Source organism: Streptomyces sp. NPDC021100, assembly GCF_044333095.1.
In the GTDB taxonomy this organism is placed as follows: Bacteria; Actinomycetota; Actinomycetes; order Streptomycetales; family Streptomycetaceae; genus Streptomyces.
The window spans coordinates 1-14,047 of the sequence record NZ_JBIRQH010000007.1 but is presented as its reverse complement, the minus strand read 5'-3'; the positions used below and the strand labels follow the sequence as shown (position 1 = coordinate 14,047).

At 71.0% G+C, this 14,047-nt stretch carries 13 protein-coding genes; 8 read left to right on the top strand and 5 right to left on the bottom strand.

Features of this window, described 5'->3' with window-relative positions; translation table 11 throughout:
* Positions 1 to 8: 8 nt before the first annotated feature.
* Positions 9 to 446 carry an alternative ribosome rescue aminoacyl-tRNA hydrolase ArfB gene (arfB, locus tag ACH4PU_RS15405; protein WP_398271590.1) on the bottom strand — a complete coding sequence of 146 codons (438 nt, stop codon included), beginning with the start codon at positions 444 to 446 and terminating at the stop codon, positions 9 to 11.
* Between the two features lie 209 nt (positions 447 to 655).
* Between arfB and ACH4PU_RS15400 the strand changes: the two genes are divergently transcribed.
* Positions 656 to 1,231, top strand: a complete 576-nt coding sequence (locus ACH4PU_RS15400; protein WP_398271588.1) for a TerD family protein — start codon at positions 656 to 658, stop codon at positions 1,229 to 1,231.
* A 232-nt stretch (positions 1,232 to 1,463) separates the two neighbouring features.
* On the opposite strand, the gene ACH4PU_RS15395 is transcribed toward ACH4PU_RS15400, so the two are convergent.
* Both ACH4PU_RS15395 and ACH4PU_RS15390 read right to left on the bottom strand, forming a co-directional pair.
* Positions 1,464 to 2,108 (bottom strand): class I SAM-dependent methyltransferase, encoded by a 645-nt coding sequence (locus ACH4PU_RS15395; RefSeq protein WP_398271586.1) that lies wholly within the window; start codon positions 2,106 to 2,108, stop codon positions 1,464 to 1,466.
* Positions 2,109 to 2,170: 62 nt separating this feature from the next.
* A complete protein-coding gene (locus tag ACH4PU_RS15390) occupies positions 2,171 to 2,617 on the bottom strand; it encodes a glycine-rich domain-containing protein (RefSeq protein WP_398271584.1) in 447 nt (148 codons plus the stop codon).
* A 225-nt stretch (positions 2,618 to 2,842) separates the two neighbouring features.
* Between ACH4PU_RS15390 and ACH4PU_RS15385 the strand changes: the two genes are divergently transcribed.
* The 3 genes from ACH4PU_RS15385 (at position 2,843) to ACH4PU_RS15375 (ending at position 5,108) form a co-directional block, all read left to right on the top strand.
* Complete coding sequence (locus tag ACH4PU_RS15385; RefSeq protein WP_398272144.1) at positions 2,843 to 3,574, top strand: XRE family transcriptional regulator; 732 nt, start codon at positions 2,843 to 2,845, stop codon at positions 3,572 to 3,574.
* A 970-nt stretch (positions 3,575 to 4,544) separates the two neighbouring features.
* Positions 4,545 to 4,829, top strand: coding sequence for a hypothetical protein (locus ACH4PU_RS15380; protein ID WP_398271582.1), 285 nt, complete (start codon positions 4,545 to 4,547; stop codon positions 4,827 to 4,829).
* A gap of 90 nt (positions 4,830 to 4,919) precedes the next feature.
* Positions 4,920 to 5,108 (top strand): antitoxin, encoded by a 189-nt coding sequence (locus ACH4PU_RS15375; protein ID WP_398271580.1) that lies wholly within the window; start codon positions 4,920 to 4,922, stop codon positions 5,106 to 5,108.
* A gap of 308 nt (positions 5,109 to 5,416) precedes the next feature.
* Here the strand turns inward: ACH4PU_RS15375 and ACH4PU_RS15370 are convergent, their stop codons facing one another.
* Complete coding sequence (locus ACH4PU_RS15370) at positions 5,417 to 5,974, bottom strand: GNAT family N-acetyltransferase (RefSeq protein WP_398271578.1); 558 nt, start codon at positions 5,972 to 5,974, stop codon at positions 5,417 to 5,419.
* Between the two features lie 413 nt (positions 5,975 to 6,387).
* Between ACH4PU_RS15370 and ACH4PU_RS15365 the strand changes: the two genes are divergently transcribed.
* The 3 genes from ACH4PU_RS15365 (at position 6,388) to ACH4PU_RS15355 (ending at position 10,299) form a co-directional block, all read left to right on the top strand.
* A complete protein-coding gene (locus ACH4PU_RS15365; RefSeq protein ID WP_398272143.1) occupies positions 6,388 to 7,941 on the top strand; it encodes a M4 family metallopeptidase in 1,554 nt (517 codons plus the stop codon).
* A 90-nt stretch (positions 7,942 to 8,031) separates the two neighbouring features.
* A complete protein-coding gene (locus tag ACH4PU_RS15360; RefSeq protein ID WP_004944011.1) occupies positions 8,032 to 8,529 on the top strand; it encodes a hypothetical protein in 498 nt (165 codons plus the stop codon).
* A gap of 213 nt (positions 8,530 to 8,742) precedes the next feature.
* Entirely contained in the window at positions 8,743 to 10,299 is a 1,557-nt protein-coding gene (locus ACH4PU_RS15355; RefSeq protein ID WP_398271576.1) for an MFS transporter, read from the top strand.
* Between the two features lie 8 nt (positions 10,300 to 10,307).
* Here the strand turns inward: ACH4PU_RS15355 and ACH4PU_RS15350 are convergent, their stop codons facing one another.
* Positions 10,308 to 11,444 (bottom strand): aminopeptidase P family protein, encoded by a 1,137-nt coding sequence (locus ACH4PU_RS15350; RefSeq protein WP_398271574.1) that lies wholly within the window; start codon positions 11,442 to 11,444, stop codon positions 10,308 to 10,310.
* Positions 11,445 to 11,723: 279 nt separating this feature from the next.
* Here ACH4PU_RS15350 and ACH4PU_RS15345 point away from each other — a divergent pair, with 279 nt between their 5' ends.
* A complete protein-coding gene (locus ACH4PU_RS15345; protein ID WP_398271572.1) occupies positions 11,724 to 13,892 on the top strand; it encodes an MMPL family transporter in 2,169 nt (722 codons plus the stop codon).
* Positions 13,893 to 14,047: the final 155 nt, after the last annotated feature.

The following is a 14,047-nucleotide window of genomic DNA, read 5'->3' as shown; positions in this document are numbered from 1 at the left end:
CGCGGACGTCAGTTCCAGTCCCGCGCGGAGCGCCCCCGCTTCGTCTCCGCGCGCTGCTTCTTCTCCCGCAGCCGCCGCTCGTTGATGCCGCGCGGTATGCGCGTCGGCTTCCGCGGCTTCGGCGGCGGCGCGGTGGCCTCGGCCAGCAGCGCGGCCAGCCGGACGGCCGCCGCCTCCCGGTTGCGCCACTGCGAACGGTGCTCCGACGCCCGTACGGTCACCACCCCGCCCACCAGCCGGCCCGCGAGCCGCTCCAGGGCGCGCTCCTTCCACACGGCGGGCAGCGAGTCGGTGGCGGCGAGGTCGAAGCGCAGCTCCACCTGGCTGTCGCTGGTGTTGACGTGCTGCCCGCCCGGCCCGGAGGAGCGCGAGAAGCGCCAGACGAGCTCCGCCTCGGGCAGGCTGACGGCACCGCGGATGACGTAGGGACCGGACATGCCCCCCATGGTCCCCCGTCCGGTCCGCCCGCGTCACCTCGTTATGCCCCACTCCGCGCCGGGGCCGCGGGGCCGCCGTCCCCGACCGGCCATCAGAAAGTGGTAAAGAAAGTAAAGAGGGATGGAACCCCGCCCCCCATAGTCGGCGTTATCCCGGGTGACGGGACCGTGTGGCAGCAGCACCCGGTCCGCGAGTCGACAAGAAAGGGATCACCCCCATGCCTGTAAGCCTGTCCAAGGGCGGCAACGTCTCCCTCACCAAGGAGGCCCCGGGCCTGACCGCCGTCACCGTCGGCCTCGGCTGGGACGTCCGCACCACCACGGGCACGGACTTCGACCTCGACGCGAGCGCGATTGCGGTGAACCCCGGCGGCAAGGTCTACTCGGACGCCCACTTCGTCTTCTTCAACAACAAGCAGACGCCGGACCAGACCATCGTGCACACCGGTGACAACACCACCGGTCAGGGCGACGGCGACGACGAGCAGATCAACGTCAACCTCGCCGCCCTCCCGGCCGACGTCGACAAGATCGTGTTCCCGGTCTCCATCTACGACGCCACCGCGCGCTCGCAGAACTTCGGCCAGGTGCGCAACGCCTACATCCGCATCGTCAACCAGGCCGGCGGCGCCGAGATCGCCCGCTACGACCTGAGCGAGGACGCGGCCACCGAGACGGCCATGGTCTTCGGCGAGCTCTACCGCAACGGCGCCGAGTGGAAGTTCCGCGCGGTCGGCCAGGGTTACGCGTCCGGCCTCCAGGGCATCGCCCAGGACTTCGGCGTCAACGTCTGAGGCTGACGGCCTGGCCTGTGGAAACGCAGTGCCGACCGGTGCCGGCTCGGCACGGGGTCAGCACGGTGAACCCTGGTCGACAAGGAGACCCCCCGACTTTTCTCGGGGGGTCTCCTTCCTGCACGGGTCAGCGGCACTCCAGGCGGCCTGCGCCATCTCTCCCCGGTCACTCGGGCTTCGTCCTTTCCCGGCCGGGGATTGGTTTGCCCGGCAGGCGTGCAGGCCGTTCCCCTCACACCTCGGCCCGCACCACCAACGTCCCTTCCCGCCTGCCCTCCGGTGGATCGACGACCTCCGCGGTGATGTCGGTGAAGCCGGCCGACGCCAACAAGGACGTCCACTCGCGGGGGGAAAGGTCCCAGCGCGACACCGCACGCGCTTCTCGGAGAGGTTCTCCCGGTCGCGGATCGAGTTGCGGTGGCTTGTGCGAGAAGACGAACACTCCACCAGTGGTCAGAGTGCGTCGCACCAGCGGAAGAAGCGTCGCCGGCTCGGTGAACCAGGCAGGGCCGAAGATCGACAGAACGACGTCGAAGCTGCCGGGATGGGCGGCCAGGAAGTCCGTCGCCTCCGCCGTCCGGAAGGAGAGATGGGGAAGGTGACCCCATCGGGCCTCCGCTTTGACGCGTTGCGTCGGGGCGATGTCGACGCCGACGCATTGGGCACCGAGTGTCGCCAGGTGGGCGAGGTTGCAGCCGGTACCGCTCCCGAGTTCCAGCACGTGACGCCCTCGGACACTGCCGATCAGTGATTCATCGGGGCCGTGGTCGGCGTACTGGGTCCAGTTCAACCACGTGGTCGCTCCGGCGGCGTTGCGGTCCCTGCGTGGTGTCCGGCCGGCCGCGTAGCGTTCCCACGCCGCGGTGGCTGCTTCCATGCCGTTCCTTTCACGCGTGGTGGCTCCTCCGAGCCGGAGAAGCCACCCGTCGAACCTCGCTGCTACTTGCCGCCGGCCGGGCTGTCGGTGCACCCGGCGTGGCACTGCGAGCAATCGGCCTCCGTGGCGTTCCACAACTCGTGGTCGACGGCGAAACCCGCTGCCTTGACGGCCCGTACGGTGGCCTTCAGCGAGGGCGGCTCGCTCCCCCCTTCCGGCAGGCGGGGGACGTGGTGAACGTACCGTCCCGCAGCCGTGCGGCAGAAGTCCGTGTAGTTGACCGTGTCCAGCACGAACGAGTGGACGCCAAGGTCCACGCGCGGCGCGGGGGCCATCTCCACCTCCGGCCTTTCGGCAGAAGTGACGAGGAAGGCCACGGTCTGGCCGAGGGTGCGCTCGGCGAGCCCGCGCTCCACACCGTGGTCACGCATGATCAGCCGTACCTGGCGCTCCCAGACCTCGGGGGCCATGAACGTTCGTGGGTCACGTGTCCGCACTGCTGTTGGCATGGTGCTGTCCTCCTGTTGTGGAGTGGTGCACTGCGCTCGGCGGCCCGGTCGCCGCCCTCCGAGACAGGTCTACCGGCGGCTCGTGTAGTGGCGCGGCGACCGTCAAGGCGTCATATCGGCGTCATTCCTCGGTCAAAACCCGTGACGGGCTGTCGCCTCCGGGCCTACCGTCGAAACGTGGCCGGACCGAACACGATCCTTCGCGCTGTCAGAGTCAGCCTGCGTATGTCCCAAGATGATCTCGCCCGAGCCATACGTGAGGCCGGTCAGGAGATCGGGCAACCAAATGAGTGCGCAAAGCGCAACGTTCAGCGGTGGGAGTCGGGAGTGGTCGGAATGCCCCGGCCGGTCTACGTCAGGCCCCTGGAACGAGTGACCGGATTGCCGATCGAAGCCCTGGGGTTCGCCCTACCGGTGCCAAACGCTCGATCAAAACATCCGGCCGTGACGAATGGCCACGGACCGGTGCAAGGAGAGGTGGTAGAGGTGGGAGCCGCAACAGCCCCGGAAGGCACTGCCCCCATGCCCAGGCAAAGCAACCACGGGACCCTGTCGGGTATCTGGCTCTCCCGATACGAGTACCACTCGTCCGGCCGGGGGGCCGACTTCACCGGCCGGCACTTCGTCGTCGTCCTCCAGCACGGCAACAAGCTGACCGTACGCTCACTGCCGGAAGGTTCATCCAACCCCGACTCCCCGCTGACCATGGACCTGACCGTAGACGGCAATGTCGTCACCGGGACGTGGCGGGAGGAGACAGCCCAGAGCGGCTACTACGCCGGGGCGGTCTACCACGGGGCGTTGCAGCTACTGATCGAACCCACCGGACGGAAGATGACCGGGAAGTGGGTCGGCTTCGGCAAGGACTTCGATGTGAACACCGGCCCGTGGGAGCTGACGTTCAAGGACACGTCCACCTCGAAGACCGCCATGGCCGAGTACAACCGCCGTCCCTGACTCCACAAAGCCGCGGAACGCTCCGGAACCCCATGGACAGGGTTTCCTGCTCCCGGAAAAATCCCGAGGAAAACATCGCCGCCGGATGTCGAGGACGCGCTCCCCGCTCAGACCGAGGGGTGACAGCGCGCCAAGGCCCGCGGGCGCCCCGCGCACCGTCCGCAGCAGGTCGTCGACGGCGTCGGCCTGTTCGGCGGTGTCCGGCAGTCCGGTGAGCGCCAAGGCGGTCAGGGACGTGGCGCGGTCCTCGGACTCGCCGCGCGGCGGACGGGCGTCCCGCAGCGGGCGCCGCTCGGCGATCCGCCGCACCCGCTCGCGCTCGAACCGCCCGTCCGCCTAGGTGAGTCCGCCGTCCCAGCACAGGACGAGGAGGGCGTCGGCGGTGCCGCCGCCGGGGCAGGTGCCGGGCCGGCTCCTCCACCCGCGTCGCCTCCGCGCCGGCGGGCAGGTAGTCGACGACGGCGTCCCGCGTCACCCCGCCCAGCCGCCCCTCGAACGGCGCGGCGACGGCGAGCAGCGCGGCCCACAGGGCGATCACGGCCCAGGGCAGCCACTTCCTCCGCCCGCCCGTCCGCTCCACACCGTCCCCGCCGCTCCTCCCTTTCGGTCCCCTCACGTCCCGCCCCTTCCGCCCCGGCCCGGGCGCCTCGCGCGGTGCCGGTCACCGCCACGATCAGACTTCCGCGCCGCACGGACGGACGCGTCCGCCGCAGGGCCGACCGGCCGTACTCCCCGGGGACGCACGTCGGAGGGGTGTACTCCTGGGGGAGCAATGGGGCTGCGGGGAGGGCGAGTTCGGCACACACTCCGTCACTTCGCGTGCCGGGCGGTCGACTGCGGCCGGTCCCGTCCGCACCGATGGCGGGACGACGACAAGGGGCCAGAGCCCGCGGGAAGGCCCGGCCCCGTACGGATGAAGCCCGTCCCTTTCCGGGGACGGCCGGGCCGCCGGGCGGCATCATCGTCAGCGATGGCCGACAGCGACGAACCCCAGGAGCCCGCCCCCGAGCCCGGCGACGGCGACGCGGACGAACACCGTCCGCACCCCGTCTGCCACTGGTGCCAGGGCTCCGGCTTCGTACCCCGCGTGCTGGCCCACAACCCCGGCCCCGACCCGTTCCGCGGCCCGGCCGACACCGTGCACCGCACGGGCCAGTGCCGGCACTGCCGGGGGACGGGGTCGTACGACTCGCTCCTCGACCCGACGATCGGACCCGAGGACCGGGCGGGTGACGTGCCCTGGGGCGGGCGCTGACCGGTACGGCACACACCTCCGCCGCCGGAGTGCGGACCGGGACGAATGCGGTGATGCTGGGTGGGTCAGGCATGCGTAAGGAGGACGCCCATGTCCATGCTCGACAAGCTCAAGGGCCTGCTCAAGGGCCACGAGGACACCGCCCGGCAGGGTGTCGAGAAGGCCGGTGACGCCTTCGACGAACGGACCGGGAACAAGTACCAGAGCCAGGTCGACGCCGCCCAGCGGAAGATCGACGAGCAGCTCGGCAACCGGCCGCCCACTGACGGGCAGCCCTGACGCGGCGTCGGCCCGTGGCCGTACCGCGGCGTCGTCCCGTGGCCGTGACGCGCCACGGGCGGCAGCCGTGACGCCGCGCCGGCCGGCCGACGTGGACGACGCCGACCACCGGCATCGTCCAGGGAACGGCCTACGGCCGTAAGCGGCACCGGCGGCCGGCCGCCAGCGGTACTCCGGCCCCCGATCCCCGGCCCCTCGTCCTCAGACCCCGCGTGGCGTCGCCGCCGCGCGGGGTCCCGTCGCGCCGGGCGGGCGGTGCCGGCCCGTCCGGCGCCGCGCACGCCCCCGCGCCACGCTCCGCGCACCCCTCACCACAGCCGGTCGATCTCCCCGGGGTAGAGCCCGACGCGGCACCCCCGGAACGACCCCGCCGCCCGTCGCGCCCGGGCGGAGAAGAATCCGGCCATGGTGACTTTGTCGAATCCCGGACCGTCGCTCGGGAGCGGATCACCCGGTGTCCCGCCGACGAGGACGGTGCCCTCCAGTGCCTCCCAGCCCGCGCTCTCGTAGAAGGGCCGCAGGGGCCGGTCGCAGGTGAACAGGCCGACGTCCGCCCCGTCCGCGGCGATCCACTCCCGCGCGGCGGCCACCAGCCGCCGCCCGTGGCCGCGGCCCCGCCGGGCCCGGTCGGTGACGACCGCGCTCAGCCCGGCGGCGCGGTAGCGCGCGCCCGCGTGCTCGATCTCCTTCGTCAGCACGTCCAGCGCCGCCGCCACCTCGCCCTCCGGTGAGACGAGGAGCATCGCGACCGGGCGCAGCGCGGGGTCGGGCGGGCCGCCGCCGGCCCACACCTGGGCGCGCAACGCGTCCGCCCGGGCGGCCAACTCCGCCGGAACACACCCCTCCGCGTAGGTCCTGACCTGCACTCCGCCTCCTCGGTCCGGCATGCCCGGGCGCCGCGCGAGGCGTCCCGGCGACGCCGTCCGCCCCGGGGGACGAATCCCCTCGAACTCCCCTGCCCTGACAGGGCTTCGCTACGCGTCCCAACTGTCACACGCGTCACTACAGCCCCAACTCTGCTTTCCTAAACCTGAAACCTCAACTCCGACCGGAACTGACCCCTTTTAGATAACAGCAGATCACATCCTTGTTGCGCCCCTGTCAAAAACGGTCAGTTGCTGGCACGCTCTCCTCCATTCGCTCCTGCACCTCTCATCACCAGCGGGCCGCTCAGACCCCGGGCCGCCCGTAACCCCCCTCAGAGGAGACAGAGTTGAGACTCACCGCCACCCCCCGCACCACGGCCCTGCGTGCCGCCGCCCTCGTCGCCTCCGCGGCGATGGTCGTCGTCGGCGTGCAGACGGGCAGCGCGAGCGCCTCGGGTGACCGTGACAGCGGAGGGCTGCCACTGACGCTCTCCGCGAGCCAGCGCACCGCCGCCCTCCAGGAGGCCCAGAGCGGCGCGTCGGCGACCGCCGCCAAGATCGGCCTGGGCGGCAAGGAGAAACTGATCGTCCGCGACGTCGTCAAGGACGCCGACGGCACCGTCCACACGCGCTACGAGCGCACCTACGACGGGCTGCCCGTGCTCGGCGGGGACTTGATCGTCCACGAAGGAAAGGGCGCGAAGGGCGGGCGCGAGGTCACCAAGGCGAACGACGCGGCCATAGCCGTGCCCTCGACCAGCCCCTCCCTGGCCCCGGCCGAGGCGAAGAAGTCGGCGCTGAGCGCCGCCGCCGACCAGAAGACCGCCAAGACGGCCGGCCAGGCCCCGCGCAAGGTCGTCTGGGCCGCGCAGGGCAAGCCGGTCCTGGCGTACGAGACCGTGGTCACGGGCGTGCAGAAGGACGGCACTCCGAGCGAGCTGCACGTGATCACCGACGCGGCGTCCGGCAAGAAGCTGTACCAGTACGAGGCCATCGAGACCGGCACCGGCACCAGCACCTACAGCGGCACCGTCCCGCTGACCACCACCAAGTCGGGCTCGCAGTACCAGCTCGTCGACGGCGCGCGCGGCGGCCACAAGACGTACGACCTCAACCAGGGGACGTCCGGCACCGGTTCGCTGTTCACCAACAGCACCGACACCTGGGGCGGCGGCCGGCAGACGGCCGGCGTCGACGCGCACTACGGCGCGGCCGTGACCTGGGACTTCTACAAGAACGTCTTCGGCCGCAACGGCATCCGCAACGACGGCAAGGCCGCCTACTCCCGCGTCCACTACGGCAACAGCTATGTGAACGCCTTCTGGTCCGACTCCTGCTTCTGCATGACCTACGGCGACGGCCAGAACAACAAGAACCCGCTCACCGCCCTCGACGTGGCGGCCCACGAGATGAGCCACGGCGTCACCGCCGCCACGGCCAAGCTCGTGTACAGCGGCGAGTCCGGCGGCCTCAACGAGGCGACCAGCGACATCTTCGGCACCGCCGTCGAGTTCTACGCCAACAACAAGACCGACGTGGGCGACTACCTCATCGGCGAGAAGATCAACATCAACGGCGACGGCAAGCCGCTGCGCTACATGGACAAGCCGAGCAAGGACGGCCGGTCCAAGGACAGCTGGTACTCCGGCATCGGCGGCGTGGACGTCCACTACTCGTCCGGCCCGGCCAACCACTTCTTCTACCTGCTCTCCGAGGGCAGCGGGAAGAAGACGATCAACGGCGTGAACTACGACAGCCCGACCGCCGACGGGTCCAAGGTCACCGGCATCGGCCGGGACAAGGCCCAGAAGATCTGGTACAAGGCGCTGACCACGCAGTTCACCTCGAACACCAACTACGCCAAGGCGCGCACCGGCACCCTGAACGCCGCCGCGTCGCTCTACGGCAACAACAGCGCGGAGTACAAGGCGGTGGCGGCGGCCTGGTCCGCCATCAACGTCAAGTAGCCCCGCCCCTTCGCAGGGTCTCCCAGGGACCGCAGCCCGTGCCCCCGGCCGCCGCGCCGGGGGCACGGGCGTCGTGACACCATCGGGGACGTGATCGACCTCGGCTACTCGCTCTCCCGCCGCTTCCCGGACCCGCCGCAGACGGACTACCGCACCGCCGACGTCCGGGCCCTGCGGCACGACCTCTTCTGCGGCGACGTCTACCTCGCCGACACCAAGGAAGACCGGGAGCTGTCCACAGCCTGGGGATGGGTGCCGGTGCTGGACTTCGCCTGGGCGCTGTGCGACATCGTCGAGGAACTGGACCGCGACCCGCGCGGCTCCCGGTCGGCCGCCCCGCAGTACGCCGAGCTGGACTTCACCGAGTCCAGCGACCGCCTGCTCTTCGAGCGCCGCTTCGGCTGGGTGGAGGTCACCGCGGACTGGGTCCCCGCCGACGAACCCCCGCTCGTCCTCGACCACCGGGCGCTCCGCCGGGAGGCCCGGGACTTCCTGCACGACCTGATCGCCGACCTCTCCGACATGCACGAGGGCCTGGCGGACAACCCGGTCGTCTGGACCCTGCAGAGCCGCTTCCCACGTGTGTGAGGACCGCCGTGGAGCCGACTGCCGCCGGGGCCCCGACGGCGGACGGAAACCCGACGGCGAGCGGAAACCCGACGGCGGACGGAGACCGACGACCGCCGGGAAGCCGACGACCGCCGGAGCCCTTGGGGCTCATGTGACCCAAGAGGCGGCCGTCACCCATCACGCCTAGGCTGATCCGAGAGCTTCTGCACCCCATGGCTGCGAGGTTCCGCGATGAGCCCCACGTCCGATCCGACCCCCGCCACCGCCACCACCGCCGACCCCCGCCGCTGGTGGGGACTGGTGTTCATCGGCCTCGCCCAGCTGATGGTCGTCCTCGACGCGACGATCGTGAACATCGCCCTGCCGTCCGCCCAGCGCGACCTGTCGATGTCGGACACCAACCGGCAGTGGGTGATCACCGCGTACACCCTGGCGTTCGGCGGGCTGCTGCTGCTCGGCGGCCGGATCGCGGACCTGGTCGGCCGGAAGCGGACCTTCCTCGCGGGCCTGATCGGCTTCGCCGTCGCCTCGGCGCTGGGCGGCGCCGCGCGGACGGACTGGCAGCTCTTCGGCGCGCGGGCGCTGCAGGGCGTGTTCGCCGCCCTGCTGGCGCCCTCCGCACTCTCCCTGCTGACGACGACGTTCACGGACCCGCGCGAGCGCGGCAAGGCGTTCGGCGTGTACAGCGGCATCGCGGGCGCGGGCTCGGCCGTCGGACTGCTCGCGGGCGGTCTGCTCACCGAGTACCTGGACTGGCGCTGGTGCATGTACGTCAACGCCCCGATCGCCCTCATCGCCTTCGCCGGCGGCCTGTGGGCCCTGCACGACCACCGCCCCGAGCGGCGCACCCGGCTGGACCTGCCCGGCGTCGTCCTGGCCTGTACGGGCCTGGTCGCCGTCGTCTACGGATGCAGCGAGGCCGAACCGCGCGGCTGGGACAGCCCCCGGGTGCTCACCCTGCTCGTCGTCGGCGTGGCACTGCTGGCGCTGTTCGGCTGGTGGCAGACCCGGGCCGGCAGCCCGCTGCTGCCGCCGCGCATCGTCCGCGACCGCAACCGGGCGGGCGCGTTCCTGACGCTGGGCCTGGCCGTGATCGCCATGTTCGGGATGTTCCTGTACATGACGTACTACTTCCAGCTGGTCCTCGGCTACCGGCCGGTCCAGGCCGGTCTGGCGTTCCTGCCGATGTCCGCCACGATCATCGTCACCAGCACCCAGATCGCGTCCCGGCTGCTGCACCGGCTGCCGCCGCGGCTGCTGATCGCGCCGGGGACGCTGCTGGCGGCCGTCGCCCTGTTCCTGCTGACGTTCCTGCCGGTGAAGGCGGACTACGCGGTGCACGTCCTGCCGTCGACGATCCTGTTCGGCCTGGGCATGGGCCTGATCTTCGTGGCGGTGATGGACACCGCGACGAAGGGCGTCGACCCGAACGACTCCGGCGTCACCTCCGCCACCGTCAACACCTGTCAGCAGGTGGGCGGTTCGATCGGCACCGCGCTGCTCAACACCATCGCCACCTCCACCGCCGGCACGTACATCGCCGCGCATCTGAAGTCGGCGGCGGCCACCGGGCCGGTGACTCCGGTGGCGCGCTCGGCGATCGTCAAGGACGGGGTGGTGCACGGCTTCCACGTCGGGCTGGCCGTGGCCTCGGTGATCATGCTGGCCGCCTCGGCGGTGGCCTGGGTGGTGATCACGGCCCCGGCGCCGCGCCACGGCGACCGGACGTCGGAGGGCGAGCCCGGCGGGCCCCGGACGGCACGGGAGCCGCGCCGGACCCGCCCGTAGGACCGCCGTCACGACACGACGAGCAGCTCCCGGCCCGTCGTGTTCAGCCGCCGCCCGCCGTCCTCCGTGCAGACCACGATGTCCTCGATCCGCACCCCGAACCGGCCCGGCAGATAGATTCCGGGCTCGATCGAGAAGCACATCCCCGGCACCAGCGTCAGGTGCTCGCCCTCGACCATGTACGGCGGCTCGTGCGTGGTGACGCCGATCCCGTGACCCGTACGGTGGACGAAGTACTCGCCGTACCCGTTGCGCGCGATCACCTGGCGGGCGGCCCGGTCGACGTCCTGGCAGGCGGCCCCCGGCCGGACGGCCTCGAACGCGGCCTGCTGCGCCTCCCGGACCAGGTCGTGGACCTTGCGCTCCTCGGCGCCCGGCTCCCCGACGTGCACCGTACGGGTGGTGTCGGAGCCGTAACCGTCCATCAGGCCGCCGAAGTCCATGACGACCATGTCGCCGTCCCGGATCGTCCGGTCCCCCGCCTCGTGGTGCGGGTTGGCGCCGTTGGGCCCCGAGCCGACGATGGTGAAGTCCACCTGCTGATGGCCGTGCTCGCGCAGCAGCCGGTCCAGGTCGGCGGCCACCTCGCGCTCCCGTCGCCCGGCGAACGGCAGCCGGACGATCTCCTCGTACGTGGCGTCGGCCGCCGCGCCCGCCGCCGCGAGCCGCTCGACCTCGTACGCGTCCTTGACCGCGCGCAGCATCGGCAGCGCCTCGGTCAGCGCGGCGTGCGCCCCGCCGGGGCGCAGCCGCTGGAAGGCCAGCAGGTGCAGCGCCCAGGTGTTGTCGGACACCCCGTAGCGGCCCTGCGGTTCGAGGTGCCCGGCGAGCGCGTCGTACGGATTCTCGGCGTCCCGCCAGCCGGCGACGGTCAATGCCTGGGCGCCGGGCGCCCTTTCGGCGTCGGGCCGCTCCAGCTCGGGGACGAGCAGCAGCGGCCTGCGGCCCGGGGTCACCATCAGCGCGGTGAGGCGTTCGGTGACGGGCGGCCGGTAGCCGCAGAGCCAGGCCAGGTCGGGGCCGGGCGCGATGATCAGTCCGGCCATGCCGGCCTGGGCGGCGGAGCGGGCCGCGCGCTCCATCCGGGCCGCGTAGTGCTCCGGTCCCAGCGGGCCGGAGGACGCTTCCATCGACGTGATCGCCATGGGTGCAGCGTAATCCGGGTGGAGACGTTCGGCAGGTGATCTCTACCCCAGGGTTGAGACGTCTCTCCTCCGAGGGGAGGAGATGCCCCCACCCCAGGACCGATTTTCCCCTAATCCTCGAGTAATCGTTGGACCCGGATAAAGAGCGTCTCTAGCGTAGGGATGCCCGTTCGGACATCTGTACCCTCCGCCGGGCCGCGCCGAATCCTTGCACCGCCCACTCAGTATCCACTCAGTGTTGCCGTAGATCCACGTAATTCCAAGGGGGAGCTCCACACCATGTTCCGACGAGTCGGACGGTTCGCCGTCCACCGGCCCTGGCTCACGATCCTGGCCTGGGTCGTGGCAGCCGTGGCCCTCGGTGTCCTGGCGCCGGGCCTGAAGTCCACCACGGACCAGGCGGAGTTCCTTCCGTCCCACTACGAGTCCGTGCAGGCGGGCAAGATCCAGGAGAAGGCGTTCCCCCAGGACGAACAGGCCGCGGCCGTAGGCGTCTTCAAGCGGTCCGACGGGGGGAAGCTCACCGCCCAGGACAAGCGGGACGTGGCGAAGGTCGCCGCCGCCCTCCAGGACAAGCACTACAAGAAGATAACCAAGGTGACGACGGGGCCGGAAGCGGTCTCGCCCAACGGCGAGATAGCCCTGGCCAACATCTACTCCGGCGAGAAGAACTGGTCGGACGACACCGTCATGCAGTCGGTCAAGTCCCTCCGCAAGGACGCCAAACCCCTGCTGAAGGGCACCCAGTTGCAGCTGGGCGTCACCGGCTCGGCGGCGTCCAACCTCGACTCCAAGGAGCAGTCCGGCGACACCGACGGCATGATCATGATGGCCACGCTGGTCCTCATCATCGTGCTGCTGTTGGCCATCTTCCGCAGCCCGCTCATCGCCGTCCTGCCGGTCCTCATCATCCTGCTCGTCACCTCGGTGGCCAACGGCCTCATCGGCACCGCGGCCGACGTCGGCGGGCTGAAGGCCGACGCCAGCGTCACCCCGATCCTCATCGTGGTGCTCTTCGGCGTGGGCACCGACTACATCCTCTTCCTGCTGTTCCGCTACCGCGAGCTGCTGCGCAAGGGTGAGGAGCCCAAGGCGGCCCTGGCCGAGGCCGTCGCGCGGGTGGGCGAGACCATCGCCTCCGCCGCCGGCGCGGTCATCGCCTCCTTCCTGGCCCTGCTGCTGTCCACGATGGGCATGATGAAGGCCCTGGGCCCGTCCCTGGCGATCGCCGTCGGCGTGACCCTGATCGCCGCCCTGACGCTGGTCCCCGCCGTCTTCTCGCTGCTCGGCACCAAGGCGTTCTGGCCCTCCAAGGCCTGGAAGAAGACCCCGAAGAACCGCACGGCCAACGCGGTCGGCGGCCTGGTCTCCCGGCGCCCCGGCATCGTGGCGGCGCTGTCCACCGTGGTGCTCGCCGTCCTGGCGATCGGCGCCTTCGGCTTCAAGTCGCAGTGGGACATGGACAGCCAGCTGCCCGACAAGCTGGAGTCCGTCCAGGCGATGAAGGACCTCCAGAAGGGCTTCTCCGCCGGCCAGGCCGACCCGGCCATGGTGTTCGTCAAGGCCAAGGACGGGGCGCGGCTCGACAAGGGCGAACTGGACGCGTTCCGCGGCAAGCTCGCGGCCGTCAAGGGCGTGGCCACGGTCAGCCCGGCCCTCCCCAGCAAGGACGGATCCGTCGCCCAGTTCAGCGTGGTCACCAAGGCCAAGCCCAACCACGACGAGGCCATCAAGCTCGTCGGCGGCGAACTGCGCGACACGGCGCACCAGGCGGCCCCCAAGGGCAGCGAGGCACTGGTGGGCGGCACCTCGGCGGTCCTCACCGACATCGAGAACGCCGTCCAGCACGACTACAAGGTCGTCTTCCCGGTCGCCGGCCTCGCGATCATGCTGATCCTCGGCCTGCTGCTGCGCAGCCTGGTCGCCCCGCTCTACCTGATGATCGCCGTCGCCCTCGGCTTCGGCGCCACCCTCGGCTCCACGGTCTGGCTCTTCCAGGACCTCAAGGGCGAGGACGGCATGCTGTTCATGCTGCCGATCATCATCTACCTCTTCGTGGTGGCGATCGGCACGGACTACAACATCCTCATGGTCGCCCGTCTCCGCGAGGAGGTCCGCAAGGGCGTGGCCCCACGCGAGGCCATCCGCACCGCGGTCGCCCAGTCGGCCCCGACGGTCGCCTCCGCGGCGATCATCCTCGCCGGTACGTTCGGTGTGCTGCTGCTCGCCGAGAACTCCATGCTCCAGCAGATGGGCTTCGCGGTCGCCTTCGGCATCCTGCTCACCGCGTTCGTGATGGCCATGCTGCTCGTGCCGACGGTCACGTCGCTGCTGGGCCACAAGGCGTGGTGGCCAGGCCACCAGGACGCTCCGCGCCAGGCGGATCCGGCCCCGTACGCCGGCACGGACTCGTACGAGGACCACGCCTCGTACTCCGGCCGGCGGTAGGCAGGTGACGCCCCTGCCGCCTACGGCGGTGGGGGCGCCCCGGTCCCGCCCCTTCGCCGATTCCTGGGGCTGCGCCCCAGACCCCCTTGTCCTCAAGCGCCGGACGGGCTGAATCAGCCCGTCCGGCGCTTGAGGACAGCGCCCGCAGGGCGCTT

Excerpts from the sequence above, each read along its gene's own strand:
- arfB (WP_398271590.1), bottom strand. The coding sequence starts at position 446 with ATGGGGGGCATGTCCGGTCCCTACGTCATCCGCGGTGCCGTCAGCCTG.
- ACH4PU_RS15400 (WP_398271588.1), top strand. The coding sequence starts at position 656 with ATGCCTGTAAGCCTGTCCAAGGGCGGCAACGTCTCCCTCACCAAGGAG.
- ACH4PU_RS15395 (WP_398271586.1), bottom strand. The coding sequence starts at position 2,108 with ATGGAAGCAGCCACCGCGGCGTGGGAACGCTACGCGGCCGGCCGGACA.
- ACH4PU_RS15390 (WP_398271584.1), bottom strand. The coding sequence starts at position 2,617 with ATGCCAACAGCAGTGCGGACACGTGACCCACGAACGTTCATGGCCCCC.
- ACH4PU_RS15385 (WP_398272144.1), top strand. The coding sequence starts at position 2,843 with ATGTCCCAAGATGATCTCGCCCGAGCCATACGTGAGGCCGGTCAGGAG.
- ACH4PU_RS15380 (WP_398271582.1), top strand. The coding sequence starts at position 4,545 with ATGGCCGACAGCGACGAACCCCAGGAGCCCGCCCCCGAGCCCGGCGAC.
- ACH4PU_RS15375 (WP_398271580.1), top strand. The coding sequence starts at position 4,920 with ATGTCCATGCTCGACAAGCTCAAGGGCCTGCTCAAGGGCCACGAGGAC.
- ACH4PU_RS15365 (WP_398272143.1), top strand. The coding sequence starts at position 6,388 with ATGGTCGTCGTCGGCGTGCAGACGGGCAGCGCGAGCGCCTCGGGTGAC.
- ACH4PU_RS15355 (WP_398271576.1), top strand. The coding sequence starts at position 8,743 with ATGAGCCCCACGTCCGATCCGACCCCCGCCACCGCCACCACCGCCGAC.
- ACH4PU_RS15350 (WP_398271574.1), bottom strand. The coding sequence starts at position 11,444 with ATGGCGATCACGTCGATGGAAGCGTCCTCCGGCCCGCTGGGACCGGAG.
- ACH4PU_RS15345 (WP_398271572.1), top strand. The coding sequence starts at position 11,724 with ATGTTCCGACGAGTCGGACGGTTCGCCGTCCACCGGCCCTGGCTCACG.